General features: G+C 59.1%; 16 protein-coding genes and 1 pseudogene. 15 read left to right on the top strand and 2 right to left on the bottom strand.

The features are described from left to right. The first annotated feature begins 2 nt into the window (after window positions 1-2). Window positions 3-236: a DUF2274 domain-containing protein gene (locus IE127_RS12100; RefSeq protein WP_189425907.1), complete on the top strand. Its 234-nt coding sequence runs from the start codon at window positions 3-5 to the stop codon at window positions 234-236. Here the strand turns inward: IE127_RS12100 and IE127_RS12095 are convergent. After that, entirely contained in the window at window positions 178-1,167 is a 990-nt protein-coding gene (locus IE127_RS12095; RefSeq protein ID WP_189425906.1) for a LysR family transcriptional regulator, read from the bottom strand. The genes IE127_RS12100 and IE127_RS12095 overlap by 59 nt on opposite strands. Before the next feature lie 1,076 nt (window positions 1,168-2,243). On the opposite strand from IE127_RS12095, the gene IE127_RS19920 reads away from it, so the two are divergent. The 3 genes from IE127_RS19920 to IE127_RS12080 all read left to right on the top strand — a co-directional run bounded on the left by IE127_RS19920 (window position 2,244) and on the right by IE127_RS12080 (window position 4,907). Beyond that, window positions 2,244-2,873, top strand: coding sequence for an RNA polymerase sigma factor (locus IE127_RS19920; protein ID WP_373297313.1), 630 nt, complete (start codon window positions 2,244-2,246; stop codon window positions 2,871-2,873). A gap of 119 nt (window positions 2,874-2,992) precedes the next feature. Continuing rightward, window positions 2,993-3,811 carry a polyphosphate kinase 2 gene (gene ppk2 / locus IE127_RS12085; RefSeq protein ID WP_189425904.1) on the top strand — a complete coding sequence of 273 codons (819 nt, stop codon included), beginning with the start codon at window positions 2,993-2,995 and terminating at the stop codon, window positions 3,809-3,811. 199 nt (window positions 3,812-4,010) lie between these two features. Further along, window positions 4,011-4,907, top strand: coding sequence for a DMT family transporter (locus IE127_RS12080; RefSeq protein ID WP_189425903.1), 897 nt, complete (start codon window positions 4,011-4,013; stop codon window positions 4,905-4,907). A gap of 110 nt (window positions 4,908-5,017) precedes the next feature. Here the strand turns inward: IE127_RS12080 and IE127_RS12075 are convergent, their stop codons facing one another. After that, a complete protein-coding gene (locus IE127_RS12075) occupies window positions 5,018-5,242 on the bottom strand; it encodes a DUF2934 domain-containing protein (protein ID WP_080900803.1) in 225 nt (74 codons plus the stop codon). A 241-nt stretch (window positions 5,243-5,483) separates the two neighbouring features. On the opposite strand from IE127_RS12075, the gene IE127_RS12070 reads away from it, so the two are divergent. From IE127_RS12070 to glgP, 11 genes and pseudogenes are all read left to right on the top strand, one after another. Further along, window positions 5,484-6,143 (top strand): RNA polymerase sigma factor, encoded by a 660-nt coding sequence (locus IE127_RS12070; protein ID WP_189425902.1) that lies wholly within the window; start codon window positions 5,484-5,486, stop codon window positions 6,141-6,143. A gap of 307 nt (window positions 6,144-6,450) precedes the next feature. Next, entirely contained in the window at window positions 6,451-8,889 is a 2,439-nt protein-coding gene (locus IE127_RS12065; protein ID WP_308430301.1) for a heavy metal translocating P-type ATPase, read from the top strand. Further along, complete coding sequence (locus IE127_RS12060; RefSeq protein ID WP_308430300.1) at window positions 8,886-9,236, top strand: DUF2933 domain-containing protein; 351 nt, start codon at window positions 8,886-8,888, stop codon at window positions 9,234-9,236. Before IE127_RS12065 ends, IE127_RS12060 begins: the two co-directional genes overlap by 4 nt. 24 nt (window positions 9,237-9,260) lie before the next feature. Then, complete coding sequence (locus tag IE127_RS12055; RefSeq protein ID WP_189426118.1) at window positions 9,261-9,917, top strand: methyltransferase family protein; 657 nt, start codon at window positions 9,261-9,263, stop codon at window positions 9,915-9,917. Continuing rightward, window positions 9,914-10,645, top strand: coding sequence for a DUF2238 domain-containing protein (locus IE127_RS12050; RefSeq protein ID WP_189425900.1), 732 nt, complete (start codon window positions 9,914-9,916; stop codon window positions 10,643-10,645). The genes IE127_RS12055 and IE127_RS12050 overlap by 4 nt, the downstream gene beginning before the upstream one ends. Window positions 10,646-10,888: 243 nt before the next feature. Continuing rightward, window positions 10,889-11,278, top strand: coding sequence for a YHS domain-containing protein (locus tag IE127_RS19915; protein WP_189425899.1), 390 nt, complete (start codon window positions 10,889-10,891; stop codon window positions 11,276-11,278). 39 nt (window positions 11,279-11,317) lie between these two features. Further along, window positions 11,318-11,617 (top strand): annotated as a pseudogene (locus IE127_RS19965) (DUF7884 domain-containing protein); the annotation flags it as partial. A gap of 66 nt (window positions 11,618-11,683) precedes the next feature. Then, window positions 11,684-12,607: an SAM-dependent methyltransferase gene (locus IE127_RS12040; protein ID WP_280516649.1), complete on the top strand. Its 924-nt coding sequence runs from the start codon at window positions 11,684-11,686 to the stop codon at window positions 12,605-12,607. Window positions 12,608-12,808: 201 nt separating this feature from the next. Then, window positions 12,809-13,864: a type II glyceraldehyde-3-phosphate dehydrogenase gene (locus tag IE127_RS12035; protein ID WP_189425897.1), complete on the top strand. Its 1,056-nt coding sequence runs from the start codon at window positions 12,809-12,811 to the stop codon at window positions 13,862-13,864. Window positions 13,865-13,881: 17 nt separating this feature from the next. Continuing rightward, on the top strand, window positions 13,882-14,556 hold the full coding sequence (locus IE127_RS12030; protein ID WP_244640146.1) for a CBS domain-containing protein: 675 nt from the start codon (window positions 13,882-13,884) through the stop codon (window positions 14,554-14,556). Continuing rightward, complete coding sequence (gene glgP, locus IE127_RS12025; RefSeq protein WP_373297312.1) at window positions 14,543-16,282, top strand: alpha-glucan family phosphorylase; 1,740 nt, start codon at window positions 14,543-14,545, stop codon at window positions 16,280-16,282. Before IE127_RS12030 ends, glgP begins: the two co-directional genes overlap by 14 nt. Window positions 16,283-16,311: the final 29 nt, after the last annotated feature.

Below are 16,311 nucleotides of genomic sequence, written 5' to 3'. Positions count from 1 at the left end.
TCATGACCACCAAACTGAAGCTCTCATCCGTTCCAGATGACAAACCCGTCAAGCTGACTGTGGAGCTTGCACCGGACGTGTATCGCGATTTGCTCGACTATGCCGCCGTGATGGCGCGCGAGACCGGACAGGCGACACCCGAACCAGCGAAGCTGATTGCGCCTATGCTGCAACGGTTCATGGCGACGGATCGTGCCTTTGCCCGCTTGCGGAAAATCCAGATTCGATCGTCGTGAGCCCAAGTGCTTCCTCAGACCAATCGGAAGAGCCACGACGAACGCGTCCGGCCAGCGTGTGCGCAACGCTGATAAAGCGCCGTAGCGCGGGATTGTCGTTATGGCGGGACCAGACGGCACTGAACGGAACAATGTCGGCAGGATCTGTTAACGGACGCAGTACGAGATGGGGGAGCTTCACATCCACCCAAGCCGCAGACACCAATGTGATGCCCTGTCGAAGGGCAACCAGATTCATCAGAGTCTCCTGCACCACCGCTTTAAACATAACTTCCGGATAGGTGCTGTAGTCGGCAGCCCGACGGATGATATAGTCATGCACCTCGGGTCCGGGTGCACGCCGAGTTACTATAAAGCGCTCGCTTCGCAAGTCAGACCAGTCGAGCTGCCGTCTGTCAGCCAGTTCATGTCCCTCAGCAAGTGCGACGTGTACACGCTCTTTCCAAAGCGGAGAGATTTCACAATCAGCAAGACCGCCTTCGCCGGATAGAAACGCCACATCCAAATCTCGCCTCCTGATCGCATAGACATGCTCGTCACGACCGCCATCCCGGATATCGACCTCGATTTCAGGATGCCGCGCGGCATAGCGACAAACAAGTTCCCGTAGAAACCCTCCAGCGAGCGAGGTGAGAATTCCCACACGCAGCACCCCGATCTCTCCGCGGCCAGCGGCAGTCGCTGCCTTGCGCGCAAGCTCGAGCTGTTCCAGCGCCGGTCGCACATCCCTAAGCAGGCGATGTCCAGCATCAGTCAGCTGTGCACCTGAGACACGACGTTCGAACAACGATACGCCCAGCGCATCTTCAAGCTGCCGAACTGCGCGGCTGACGCTGGACTGTTGCATATGCAGGACGTTTGCAGCCCTGCGGAAACTCCCGTTCTCGGCGGTTGCGACAAAGTGACGAAGATTTCTCAAGTCAATAGCCATTCGCCGCTCTCGCTTTTACTCTAGATATTCCAGTAAAGATGGCGCACTCCGGTTCATTCCCAGTTCGTCGCGTGGCGACGATGGAAGGACGGTTCGCTGCGATGTTCGCCAGCAAGTTGCCCTGGGTCTGGCCTTGGCCGCACGGTTGATCAAACAGGTCGAACTTAGAGACGCTGAATGTGCTGCCGTCCTTACAGTCGAGAGACCAAAGCGTTGCCCGGCAATTGGCCGCGGTACCCCACATCCGAAACGAATGCTTCGCACCTGGCTGAGCCTGTCGTCAGCGAAATATGCACTGCGGGCGTCGGCGATAGCTTCGTCGCGGTCTTGGCGCTTGGCTTGGCCAAGGAAGTGTCCCAGAAGATGCATTGACCTCCGAGATGGCTGCCCGTGATGTCGCCGTCTTGTCGGCTAAGGCGGATCTGCTACAGGGAATGAGATTGAACGGCCGTATGATGGAATGCGTAGCCAGATGTGCGCGATTGGATCAGAATCCCCACAGGCTGACAGACCAAGATTCGGAAAATCTCTTCGCCTACTCCATGAGCTCCATTCCCAGACGGAGAACTTGATCTCGATCAAGCACGATGCCACCTTCGCAGTATAAGCTTATGGCATGATGGATGATCTGCGCGAAATACGATGAAACACGACATTCAAGAGATAGGAAGGATTGCGCCCAGAGTTTGGGCGTTGTTCTTCATACTCTTACTGATCGTAGCCGGTTTGAGTTCGCACACTGTCCAATCCCATCCTTCGACCGCCCAGACAGAGACCGCTGTAACAAGCGAAATGCTCAACATGTCTGATCTGCTCAGTGATGCAACGCTTAGCGTCTCATCTACGGCAGTCCACTGCCACTCGGCGGCTTCCTGCGCTTTCTTACCGGTGGGCTCTTACACTGTCTTCCATACGGCAAGATCCGGTAAATGGATTCCTAGGCCGCCTCTGTACCACCGATCCACGATTAGCGATCGTCAATTCCGCCCGCCCCGCCTCCCTGCGCACGTCTGATCGACGCGTATGAGGGCTGCGATGCTCTCCGCGCGTCAACACCTATTGACCTCCTTTTGCGCATGGAGCCACCTAAAATGACAGCCCTTTCACGTCCGGATTCCGCCCCCCGCCAAAGCGTCGCTCCCGACGTTGCTACTGTTCAGCGTTTGAATGAGCGCCGCTTCGAGTTCATGCGCTTCTTGCGACGGCGTCTGAGCCATCAAGAGGATGCCGAAGACGCCTTCCAGGACTTCTGCCTAAAGGTGGTGCGTGCCGCGGAAAAGCCTCAGACCACCGCCAAGATCGACGCTTGGCTCAGCCGAGTCTTACGGAATACGCTAACCGATTATTATCGGCGCCGGGCGACACGCCAACGGACCGAGGCGGCTTACGAAGCCGAGACTCATAGTCAAGCGGCACCACCGGAGATGATGCAGTTTCAAAATCCTTGTAGCTGCATCCGGAACCTCGTTCCGACACTCCGGCCAGACTATGCAGAGATTATTCGCCGGGCCGATCTCGACTCGGAATCTCGCGATCGCATCGCACTCGATCTGGGTCTCACTACCAACAATATCGGTGTCCGCCTGCATCGTGCGCGCCGGGTTCTGAAAGAGAGTATCGAGCAGTGCTGTGGCGCGTGCTGTGTAGGCGGGTTCGGGGACTGCGATTGCGCTCCAGAACCGCACGGGAGCCGTCGGAGCAGATGAAATGCGTCAGCGTGTAATGTCGCCTTGGCTGAAGCGTCTCATTGATTGAGATCTGGTGCTGGACGTATCAATCCAACGATACGGCCAGCGCCGTGTTACCGAGCCACGGAGCTTCGCCCATGAGCAAGAAAAACATCCGGAGCGCATCGCCGAATGTGCCGCCGGCTACTGGCCAGCGAAATGCAGACAGCGACTACCGAAGTGTCCTCCACGGCCTTCAGGTCGAACTCGTAAAGCTTCAGAAGCACTTCATCCGCTGCAACGACAAGATTCTCGTTTTGATCGAAGGTCGTGACAGCGCAGGGAAAGATGGTGTGATCAAGCGCATTGTCCGCCATCTGAGTCCGCGTGAGACCCGTGTCGTCGCTTTGGGCAAACCGTCTGACCGTGAGCGTGGCGGATGGTATTTTGAGCGTTACGTCCCGCATCTGCCAGCCCAACAGGAGTTCGTACTCTTCAATAGAAGCTGGTACAATCGCGCTGGAGTTGAGCGCGTAATGGGATTTTGCACCGAAGAAGAATATGAAGAGTTTATGCAGACAGTGCTCGAGTTCGAGCATATGCTAGTCAAATCCGGCATCAAGCTTTTCAAATATTATCTCGACATTAGCAGGGCCGAACAGAAGCGGCGACTGAAAGACCGCCGCGATGATCCGCTTAAGCAGTGGAAAATCAGTCCCATCGACTCCAAGGCTATCGAGAACTGGGCTGCTTACAGCCAAGCTCGGAACGAGATGTTCGCGCGCACTCATAACCCGATCACACCTTGGACCATCGTGCGCGCGGATGATAAGCACTTGGCACGCACCAATCTCATCAAAGATCTGTTGGTGCGCCTACACTACGACGACAAAGATAATTCGGCCCTTCTCGTCAACCCAGACATTGTCCTCCAATACCATGACGCCTATGCGCAGAGCGGTGTACTCGCGCCATGAAAGATTGTCGAAAAACGCGTTCACCGCTGCTGCAAAAAACTGAACAAACCATCAAGCCGGCGGGCGCTACTGAATATCCAGGGCCACAGGCTAGTTGTCCTCTGCAGCGAAGCGCCGATCATTATGGAATCATGACTCCTGCAGATGATATCGTCAGTCAGCTTCTCGGCGGACGGCAAGAACAACCGAGTCATCAGGGATGACCGCCCTAACGATCGCGCAGATCATTTTGGTCATGCTACTATGGGCTGCCTGCTTTCCGCTCATCACTGCCGGCCTGGACCTCGCTCCGCATCTAACCTTCGCCGCAATGCGGGCGCTACTAGCGGGCCTTACCCTGACACTGCTCGCGCTGGCACTGCACCGGCCGCTGCCGAAGCGATTGGCGCACTGGGTGATGGTCGCCGTCGTAGGATTTGGAGCGACAAGCCTCGGCTTCCTTGGGATGTTTCATGCCGCTGAGTTCGTCTCGCCCGGCATCGCCACGGTGATCGCTAACACCCAGCCAATGCTAGCTGCAATTCTGGCAAGTCTGATCCTTCATGAGCGGCTCACAATAAACGGAAAAATCGGGCTTCTGTTGGGCTTTATTGGCACTCTCATCATTGCCGCGCCTCAGGTCGTTGCCACAGGTCAGCAGACCTATATTTTCGGCGTTGCCTACATCATCCTTGCCGCGCTGGGCGTCACCATAAGCAACGTCGTGATAAAGCGCATCGCCGGCCAGGTCGATCCCCTGATGGCCATGGGATTGCAGATGTTGATTGGCAGCATCCCCCTCATTCTTATCGCCTCTGGAACGGAGGAGCCGACAGCAGTCACATGGTCGCTTACCTTCGTTGGCATCCTGCTCGCCCTCAGCCTCCTCGGAACTGCGCTCGTCTACTGGCTATGGTTCTCGGTGCTTGAGAAAACGCCGCTCAACGGGGCCAATGCCTTTAGCTTCTTGATCCCGATTTTTGGGCTTACGATCGGTGCACTATTTTTTGACGAAACTGTGGGGTGGACGCAGCTGGCGGGCATTATCCTCGTGATCCTCGCGGTCGGACTCGTCTCCCGTCACGGCACGAGATCGGCGAGGGGCGTGGCTGACTAGCGGCTCTGACCCCGACCAAAAATATCTTCAAGCCCGGTCACACCCACCCGATTTTTGCTCTTCAATCGATCAAGAAGCAGGCTTTTAGGAGCGACCGGGACCTCAACGGCTCAGCTTGACCGCTTCTTCTCTCGGCCACTCCCTCCAGAACTGGATTCCGCAGCACTGGACACTGTCTGGACGGACGCCGACTGTCCACCATCCGTCGCACTTTCCGCCTCTATCTCCGCCTGTGCGCAGAACCAATGGTCGAGGTGTTTGCCTTCGGGCCGGTCCTCCCGCTCCCAGATTGCGTATGCGCGCTCCTGGATTTTCGTGTTCATATCGTCACTCATGATGTGTCTCTTTTTTGAGCGGTTGGCAAGTTTGCTGTCTATCGGCCAAACGAGCTGAGGGGCAGCGTGCTAACGACAAGAGACGCTCAAAGTGAGCCCGCCTTACACGTCACGATCCGAAAATTGGATAGGAAGTGTTGCCGCCTGCGGCGAATCTCGGCGTTTGTATTGCCCCCAGTCAGTGTAAGGACTCAGTCGCCTATACGTCTTATCTGGGTAGCTAAAAGATTAGAGGTGAAAGATGACTTGCGATGATCCGGACGACCGCTCGGAGACCGATGATGACGGTGACGCAGCTGCGAAGGAAGCGGATGCTGCCGTGCGCCGTGCACTTGTGGAGAGTCGTCGGCAGATTCTGGGCTTTTTGCAACGGCGGCTCGGCAATTCCGAAGCCGCAGAGGATGTCCTACAGGCATTCATGCTGAAGGCAATTGAGCGATCGAGCCAATTGCGTGATGTCCGCACGGTCCGTGGCTGGCTGAGCCGGATCCTCGCCACGACGGTCATTGACCATCAGCGTCGCTCCGCCAGACGACGACAGCGGGAGGCCGTAACGAACCCGACTGATCTTGAAGACTTCAAGATCGAGCCTGATGAAGAACTCGACGAAGCGGTGTGCAATTGCCTTTACAAGCTCTTGCCCACGCTCAAACCGGAATACGCCGAGGTGATCTGGCGAGTCGACCTGCTGGGAGAGCCCAGGGAACGTGTGGCGGCAAGCCTCGGAATTTCGCTGAACAACATCACGGTCAGGCTCCATCGCGGCCGCCAAGCGCTGAAAAAGCGGCTTGAGGAGATGTGCCTGACCTGTCCGATCCACGGCTTCCTCGACTGTCACTGCGAAGAGGCGGAACGCACGCGTCGCCGCCGCGAAGAGCTCGCGCGCGCATCCGGACTGTAATGTTGTCCTTCCTGCTTCGTCTGTAGCTCAGGATGGTGGCTCCATTCAGGTTGAATGGCTCTCGCTCCACCCCGACACATATGAAGGACAACGGCAATGAACACGGAATCGAAAACTACCACCTCCGGTTCGGCTGACCGGACCGAACCATCCTGCTGCGGACAGGGAGGTCATCCTCCGGTCAAATCAGAGGCGCCCTCAGTCCGGCCCGAACAGTCTTCCAGACAACAGCGGCCGGAAGACGCGCGCGGGGCATCGAAAGGCTGCTGCTGCGGCAACTGACCAAAAGCTTCGTCGGACAGGACAGGTGTCGCGCATCGCGGCGCCTGTCGACCCGCAACTCATGTCCATCCCACATCGAATGGCGCGCCCGAGGAGTCTGGCCTTGACTAAAGTAACATTGGAGGTCAGCGACCTTTTCGAAGAGCTTGATCATCTCGCGGTCGAGAAGCAGCTGAGCACTGAGACGGGTGTCCGCCGGGCCTCGGCAAACCCCGCTTCCGGCAGCGTGACCGTTGACTTTGATGAGTCAGTCACGAACGTCGAGAGCTTGAAGCGCAAGTTGAATTCCTGCGGTTTTCGCTGCCGTGGGAGCGTGCATCCGCGGCATGTTTGCGAACCGGCAGCATCGGGCCCTACGGCGGTGCTGCCCTCGCAAACGAGCCACGCGGGCCACCGAGGGATGTCTGCGGCTCACGACGAGATGGCGCACGAGATGGGCCATAGTGCCGGCATGGACATGTCCGCCATGGTTCGGGACATGCGCAATCGTTTCTGGATCGCGTTGGTCTTCACGATACCGATCTTCATTTATTCCCCTATGGGTGGCATGTTTACGCCGCCAGCGCCGCCTTTCGGTCTCGACCTCGACCTGTGGCTGTTCTTTCTCGGCAGCATCGCGATCGTCTATCCAAGTTGGCCCTTTTTTACCGCCGCTTGGCGCGCCCTGCGCAATGGCGTGCTCAACATGGCAGTGCTCGTCGTGCTGTCGGTGGGCACCGGCTATGTTTTTAGCGTCGGCTCGACTTTCTTCTTCCCCGGCGTGCAGTTCTACGAGGCGGTCGCAGTACTGCTCGTCTTCATCCTGCTCGGGCATTGGCTTGAGATGCGTGCCCGGGCGGGCGCCTCCGCGGCAATCCGGGCGCTACTTGATCTCGCACCGCCAATGGCGACGGTCCTGCGCGACGGCACCGAGGTCGAAGTGCCCACTTCGGAGGTACAGGCCGGCGAGACTGTGATCATCCGGCCGGGAAACAAAATCCCTGTCGATGGGGAGGTCATCGAGGGAGAGTCGCTGGTGGATGAGTCCATGCTGACCGGCGAGTCGATGCCGGTGAACAAGGGCCAGGGCGACCAAGTGATCGGCGCCACTATCAACAAGAGCGGCAGTTTCCGCTACCGCGCCACCAAAGTTGGGGCCGACACGGCGCTGGCACAGATCGTCAAGCTGGTGCAAGAGGCACAAAACTCCAAGGCGCCGGCCCAGCTCCTCGCTGACCGCGCCTCCCAATGGCTGGTGCTGATCGCCATCCTTATCGGGCTTGCTACTTTTGGCGTCTGGTTCTGGTGGGTCGGCGAGCCGCTGCTATTCGCATTGACCTTGACGATCACGGTCTTCGTCATCGCCTGTCCGGACGCTCTGGGGCTGGCGACGCCAATGGCGGTGATGGTTGGAACCGGGCTCGGTGCAACCCACGGAATTCTCTTCAAGAACGCCGGCGCGCTTGAAGAGGCGACCAAGCTCGATACGATTGTCTTCGACAAAACCGGTACATTGACGATGGGCGAACCGCGTGTGGTCGAGGTCATCGCCGCGGAGAATAGCAGCGAAGCGGAAGCATTGCGCGCCGCTGCGGCCGTGGATCGCGGCTCGGATCATCCCTTGGCGCTTGCGATCGTGAAGCGGGCTGAAGATCTCGACGTGCCGGAAGCGCACAACTTCCTCAATCTCGAAGGGAGAGGAGCGAAAGCTGAAATCGATGGACGGAAAGTCCTGCTGGGCAACCGTCGATTGATGGACGAGGAGAACGTTGCGCTCGACTCGCTCGGCGCACAAGCAGAACGGCTGAAGACCGAAGGGCGCACGGTGGTGCATGTAGCCCAGGACGGACGGATGCTCGGGATCATTGCGATTGCCGACGCGCCGCGCCCCAGCGCGAAAGCGACCGTCGCCAAATTGCGGGAGCGCGGCGTGTCGGTCGCAATGTTGACCGGCGACAACGAAGCCACAGCGAAACGGATAGCCTCGGAACTTGGCATCGACATCGTTCTCGCTGATGTCCTGCCGGGACAGAAAGCCGAAAAGATCAAGGAGCTACAAGCTGAAGGCAAGCGTGTCGGCATGGTCGGCGACGGCGTGAATGACGCTCCGGCGCTGACCCAAGCCAATGTCGGTTTCGCCATTGGCGCGGGCACTGATGTGGCGATGGAGAGCGCAGACGTGGTGCTCATGAGGAGCGATCCCTACGACATCGTAGGTGCGATTGAATTGTCGCGCGCAACGCTCCGCAAGATGCATCAGAACCTGTTGTGGGCGGTCGCCTATAACGTGATCGCTTTCCCGGCCGCCGCCGGCGTCTTCTATCCCCTTGTGATCAGCCCAGAGGTGGCGGCGCTGGCAATGTCGGGTAGCTCGGCGCTGGTCGCAGTCAATGCGCTGCTGCTCAAGCGAACGCGCCTGGATGGAGTGACCAGTAGTCGCCGTGACGTGGCCGCGGACTCACGCTCGGCCGATGTGCTCGGATGATCTGCGGGGGTGGACGACCAGAGATAGCCCGTGAAGCATCACCAGACCCCGCAGCGCCGCTGCGGACAGCGCAGGAGAAACGAATGGACCATGAAAAGAATAGCCGCGGCTTCTTCGCCTCTCGGGCAAATGTAGTTCTGCTGGTCTTCCTCGGAGTGGGTGGTTTCTATCTTGTCTCCGAACATCGGGCGCATCTTATCGGTGCAGTCCCGTTGCTGCTTGCTTTTGGCCTCTGCCTCGGCATGCATTTTTTCATGCATGGCGGGCACGGAAAGCACAAATCTGTCCACGACGAAGAGGATGCGCAGCCGGGTGGCGGCAAAAAGCCCGGCGGGCATGGACACTGAATTCGCGGAACGGACACAGTTATGATGACTGAAAGCACCCCCGCCTACGGCCTTTGGTTCCTGGTAGTTCTGAACTCGGCAATATTCATTCTCTTCGCATTCAGCTTCTTCAAGCCGAAAACGCGCCGCGACTGGCGCTCGTTCGGTGCATTCAGCGCGTTTCTGGTTGCGCTATTCACGGAGATGTACGGGTTCCCCCTTACTATATACCTGCTCTCAGGGTGGCTTCAGAGCAATTATCCAGGCGTGGACTGGCTGTCGCACGATGCTGGGCATCTGCTCGAGATGCTATTTGGGTGGGAGGCGAACCCGCATTTCGGGCCGTTCCACTTGCTGAGCTTCGCCTTCGTCGGGGGCGGCTTCGTGCTGATCTCGGCCGCTTGGAAGGTGCTTTATGAAGCCCAACAACGATCCACACTCGCGACGGCGGGCGCCTACGGCTATGTGCGCCACCCTCAATACCTAGGCTTCATTCTCGTCATGTTCGGCTTTCTGCTGCAATGGCCGACGCTACTCACGCTCGCGATGTTCCCGGTTCTCGTCATCATGTACATCCGCCTCGCCAAGGGCGAGGAACGCGCCGCCCTAACCGAATTCGGTGACACATATCGTCGTTACATGACCGAAGTCCCCGGTTTTATTCCGAGGTTTAATAGAGTTGTCGCGCGCAGGCCATGGTGAGGAAACGTGGTTTAGTCCAGGGTTCAGCGCCTCGCCGGGAGGAGGCGGCGCCGCAGCATTTCGGGTCCGGCGTCATTGCGACAGATCGCTACACCTCCGGCATGGCGCCGCTTTGGGAAATCCGGCTCGCGTGGATTATGCGGGCCCTCATTCTGGCGACTGGCACCTTTCACCTTCTGCAGAGCGAGGTCCTTTATGGGCTTCTCTGCTTCAGCGCACTGGCACTCATCCTCGCGCCTTCCCTCGTCGCGCACTCCACCAGGCTGACCATTCCGGTAGAGATAGAGCTATTTGTACTGTGGTGGTTGGTCACAGACATGACGCTTGGCCGCTTTCTGGATCTCTACGGCACACTGCCTTTCTACGACAAAGCTATCCACTTCGGAAACTCCGGACTGCTGGCGATCATTTCGTTCTTAGCAATCTATGCGCTGAAAATGACCTGCCGCATAAGAACCGGCTTCGTACTGAACCTGACCGGGATCTTCCTGTTGACCCTCGGCGCGGGCGCGCTTTGGGAGATCGTCGAATTCGGGATCGACGCGGTCCTGAACTCCGGCATGCAGGGATCGCCGGTTTTGGCTCCCCTCGAAGACACGATGTGGGACCTTATCGTGGACGGGATGGGCGGCCTTTTCGGCGGCCTCTTGGGCGCCCTCTACATGCGAGGATCGAGGCGCAGCTTGTCGCGCTGGAAATGCTTTGCCGCAAGGGTCGGCTCCGCATGAAGACGAAGAGCCCAAGTCCCGGGCCACGCGCCGGATATGCACCGGCCGGCGCTACAAGGCTGAGGATTCGGGGGGCATCGAAAAATTTCACTTTCCCCCGCCGCGCATGACTTAGGTAGACCAGGAACCGAAGCCTGCCCATCCACCACGGTAGATGTCACCGGGGCCTTGGGCGTGGAGGGTGCCGTGGGGTCTCGCTGACATCTTCTAGGCACCAAAAGGATCGGCATCCGCGTCCATGCGATGTGCCGCTGTAAGGTATTCGGTACTACAGCGTCTTTTCCCGGCAACGACGCTTCATCGCAATTGGTGGATGCACGAAGACGTGTTGCTGGCAGTTCATTCTTCGCTTCGCCTTCGGTCCAGCACTTCACGCGCAGCGAGCGCGTCTCATGCAACGATTTGGTTCTTCGAAGAAGAGGTCCTGAAATGAAGGTAGCCGATCCCGTCTGCGGAAAGACAGTTGATCTCGGAGAGGCTGAGGCGGTCGACTATCGGGGTTGGGCATATTTTTTTTGCTCCACCGCCTGCCGCGCGGCGTTTCTTCATACGCCAGACCGCTATGCCGAATCGCGTCAAGGTCGCGCCACGCCCCATGGCCAAATCAGAAAGTCACCTCGAACTGCGCAGTGATCGCGCGGACGACACATCCATGTCTGCAGAAGCGAAAAGATGACCACTCAGCCTCATGATCCCACCGCCTATCCAAGTCTAATCGCCCGATCTCCCTTGCCCTCTCTTTCTCGATTTCTTGGCAAACTGATCCAGACCGGCCGCTTGACGATTATCGATGCAGCGGGACAGATTCAAAACTTCGGCCCAGGCAACAGCCACCCTTGCGTCACAGTCAGACTTCACGATCCGTTCCTGCCGCTGCGTATTCTCCTTCGACCGTCACTCGCCTTGGGCGAGGCCTACACGGACGGCAGGATCACGATCGAAGAAGGGACGCTACGAGACCTACTCCACCTTTGCACCAGTAATTTCGAAGCTGTTGACCGACATGCAATCGGTGCACTTCGGAGCGGTCTCGACCGATTGCTTCGCAGGCTCCACCAAGACAACCGGCTCGGGCGCGCACGCGTCAATGTCGCACACCACTACGATCTTTCGGGTGCACTCTACGATCTGTTTCTCGATCAAGATCGGCAGTATTCCTGTGCCTATTTCCACAACGGTGCCGAGACGCTCGAAGAGGCGCAGGAGAAGAAGAAGCGCCATATCATGGCCAAACTGTTGCTCGAGCCAGGCATGCGTGTGCTCGACGTCGGCTCCGGATGGGGCGGCCTCGCTCTGGAGATGGCTCAGACGGCAAGTGTGGACGTCACAGGCTTGACGCTCTCGCAGGAGCAACTCGCCGTCGCAAATAAGCGCGCTGCCGCCGACGGCCTCACCTCTCATGTACGTTTTGCCATGAGGGACTATCGGGATGAGCAGGGAACTTATGATCGGATCGTCTCCGTCGGCATGTTTGAGCATGTCGGGGTGGCGCACTACCGCACCTACTTCGACACGCTGAGCAAGCGGCTGAAATCCAACGGCGTCGCCCTCGTGCATGCGATCGGACGGACCGGACCGCCCGGTTCAACTGATCCTTGGCTGCGGAAGTACATATTTCCGGGCGGTTATTGTCCGTCACTCTCGGAAGTATTGGCAGCGGTCGAGCGGTCAGGGCTTTGGGTAACCGACATCGAGATTCTGCGACTGCACTATGCCGAAACACTCCGGCACTGGTTCGAGCGCTTCCAGGTTAATCGCGACCAAGCCAAAGCAATCTATGACGAGCGCTTCTGTCGCATGTGGGAGTTCTATCTCGCCTCATGCGAAGCGGCGTTCCGCAATGGCCCGATGATGGTGTTTCAGCTCCAGCTTTCGCACCGGCGCGATGCGGTCCCGCTGACGCGCGACTACGTCGCCGCCAAGGGCGGGCAATACACCGTAGCAGAGGACGTCGCCGTATGAGACCCGTCCGCGCAGCGTTCGTCCCATGATCGGCGGCCGGCTTCTTCGGATGGGTACCGGGACCACCGGCCTTACCGCTGGAGAGGGTGTCATTCGGCACAGTTGGGCCAGCACCCGCTCGGGATGCCTGTGCTGATGCAGCGAAATCACCCAACCGGCCCAGGACCACAATCCATTCCACTCACACCAGAGGAGAAAGACATGAGTACGAGTAGTAGGAGCCGCATTGCCGTCAACGGCTACGGCGTCATCGGCAAGCGCGTCGCCGATGCGGTGACTCAGCAGAATGACATGGACCTTGCGGGCGTGTCGGACGTCAGTGCTGACTGGCGGGCTCGGATGGTGACGCAAAAGGGTTACCGACTCTTCGGCGCTACAGACGAGCACGTGCGGACGATGCAAAATGCCGGGCTCGATGTGGCAGGCGCACTCGACGACCTCCTCGAGACTGCGGACGTGGTCGTCGACTGCACGCCGAAGCATGTCGCGGCGAAAAACGTGGAGCTCTACCGCCAGAAGGGTATCAAATTCATCGTGCAGGGCGGCGAGAAGCACGAAGTAACCGGCCACTCCTTTGTGGCGGAGGCCAGCTACGCGAGCGCTGTGGGTCGCGACAGCACCCGCGTCGTATCCTGCAACACGACCTCGATGGTACGGACGCTCGCCGCGCTGAAGCACGCCGGCCTGCTCCGCCGCGCCCGCGGCACGCTGATGCGTCGTGCGACCGACCCGTGGGAAAGCCATCTCGGCGGCATCATGAACACTCTGGCACCCGAGCCTGAGATCCCAAGCCATCAGGGCCCCGACGCCCAGAGCGTCGATCCCGAACTCGACGTTGTAACAATGGCGGTGAAGGTTCCGGAAACTCTGGCACACCTGCACTACTGGGCGGTGCAGCTAACACGGCCGGCGGAGAAGGACGAAGTGCTCGATGCCTTCCGCACATCCCCCCGCATCGCGCTCATCCAGATGGCGGACGGGCTCACGGCAATTAATTCGGTCAAGGAACTGATGGCCGATCTCGGCCGGCCGCACGACAACCTCTACGAAGTGGCACTGTGGTCCGACATGTTGAAAGTCGAGGGCGACGAACTCTTCTACGCCTACATGGTGGACAACCAGGCGATTGTTATTCCGGAAACGGTGGACGCGATCCGGGCACTGATTGGTCAGGTGCGCGACCCGCACGAATCCATTGCCAAGACCAATGCCGCGCTGGGAATCGGCGCGATCTTCGATGCGCTGGGAGGACGGTGATGAGGGCAAGGGACATCATGACTACGTCCGTCGTCTCGGCGAAACCGGAGACAACCGTGTCCGAGGTCGCCCGGCTTCTTCTGGAACGGAACATCAGCGCCGTGCCGGTAATCGAGTCAAATGGTCGGCTGGCTGGCATGGTGAGCGAAGGTGATTTCCTCCGCCGCGCCGAGGGCGGCAGCCATCGACACGGCTCGTGGTGGCTACGACTTTTCTCGGGCTCAGGCGAGAACGCGGCGGATTACGTGAAGTCGCACGGTCGCTCCGCCGCCGACGTTATGACCCGCGACGTTGTCACGATCACAGAGGATACGCCCGCCGGCGAGGCCGCGCATCTTTTGGAGACAAAAAGGATAAAGCGTGTACCGGTTCTCCGCGACGGGAAAGTCGTTGGCATCGTCAGCCGCGCCGATCTCCTGCGTGGTTTGGCGGCGCGACGCGATGCTCCCGCGCCTATCGCATCCGTCGAAGATGATGTGATCCGACAGCGAATTCTTGAGGAGATAAGGGCGAGCGACTGGGCGCCAGCCTACGGCGTAAACGTCACGGTCGCCGAAGGCAACGTGCAGATCTGGGGCATTGTCGATTCACCTGAACAGGGAGAAGCGCTTCGTGTCGCTGCCGAGAATGTACCCGGCGTCAAGGGCGTGCAACTGAACGTCAGCGCTATTCCAGCCTTTGGATGGGAATGAAACCGTCCATCCGGCTGAGGGAACCAAGCAGTTGTCACCATTAGATCCTTTCCTCCCGCACAGACGAATCGCCTATTTCTCAATGGAGATCGCCCTCCGTCCGGAGATGCATACCTATTCTGGAGGGCTCGGCGTGCTCGCCGGCGATACCGTCCGGTCTAGCGCCGACCTGGAACTGCCAATGGTGTTCCTGACCTTGGCGAGCCGAGAGGGCTATCTTCGCCAGGAGATCGATAGCAACGGGCGGCAGATCGATCATGCCGATCCATGGAATTTAGAAGATTGGGCGACACCACTGGATGCCATGGTGGCCGTCAGGATCGAAGGGCGCGCTGTTTGGGTACGGCCGTGGCTGCACGTGCTAACCTGTCCGATCGGACATGCGATCCCTGTCCTCCTGCTCGACACTCGGCTCGATCACAATGATCCCGCCGACCGCGAGATCACCGACCGCCTCTACGGCGGTGATGAAGCTTATCGTCTAAAGCAGGAGATCGTGCTTGGGGTTGGCGGCATGCGTGTCTTACACGCACTCGGCTTCGACGTTGAAACCTATCACCTTAACGAAGGCCACGCCGCGCTACTCGCGGCTGCGCTGCTGCGCGAGCATCCGCATCCGAGCGATCGGCCGCGCGATGGTGCGCTGAGCTACGATGCGGACAGAGTGCGCGAGCGCTGTATTTTCACTACCCATACACCTGTCGAAGCGGGCCACGATCGCTTCGACTACGAGAAAGCGGGGCGTCTGCTCAGCGACTTTCTGCCGTTGGACCAGATGAAGCTACTGGCCGGACCGGATCGCCTGAACATGACGCGGCTCGCACTCAATCTGAGCGGCTATGTCAACGGAGTTGCAATACGCCATGCCGAGACCACCCGACGTATGTTCCCCGGCTACGGCATCCGGGCGGTAACCAATGGCGTCCATGCCCCCACTTGGGTACATCCGACCTTTGCCCAGCTGTTTCAGGGATTCGCCCCTGACTGGGGGCACGATCCCGAGGCGCTTTCTGGAGCGGACCAACTTTCAGACAACGCTATCTGGTCAGCGCATCAGAAAGCTAAAGATGAACTGCTCGCGGAAGTGCAACTGTTGACTGGCGCGGCGATGCGGCCGGATATTCCGCTCCTCGCCTTCGCCCGCCGCATGACCGGTTACAAGCGCCCCGACCTCCTATTCACCGACATCGAGCGGCTGCGGGCGATCAGCCGCGGGCAGCCGTTCCAACTGGTGATGGCTGGCAAGGCGCACCCGCGAGATGAGGGCGGCAAGGCGCTGATCGCGGAAATCCACGCCCATATGCGCACCCTCTCCGGTGAAATCCCGATGGCGTTTCTACCAAACTACGACATGGCGCTCGCGAAGAAGCTTGTAGCCGGTGCGGACGTCTGGCTGAACACGCCCCTGCCGCCTTACGAGGCTTCGGGCACGAGCGGGATGAAGGCGGCGCTGAACGGCGTCCTGAACCTGAGTATCCTCGACGGCTGGTGGATCGAGGCCTGGGTCGAAGGAGTAACGGGCTGGGCAATCGGCCACGACGATCAGCGTCACGAAGGCGATGCCCAAAACCTCTATGACAAGCTCGAACGAACGGTTCTGCCGCTCTATTATACCGACCGGGCTCGCTGGCTCCGCATGATGAAGGACTCAATCAGCAAGATCGGTCCCCGCTTCAATAGCCAGAGCATGATGCGCCGATATGCGAGCGAGGCTTATCTCCGCTGACTCCAAGTTTGTCACCGCGCAGATACGTT

This window comes from Devosia pacifica (assembly GCF_014652635.1).
GTDB classification, from domain to species: Bacteria; Pseudomonadota; Alphaproteobacteria; order Rhizobiales; family Devosiaceae; genus Devosia; species Devosia pacifica.
Note: the sequence above shows the minus strand (reverse complement) of the source record. Positions and strands in the feature narration are given on the sequence as shown.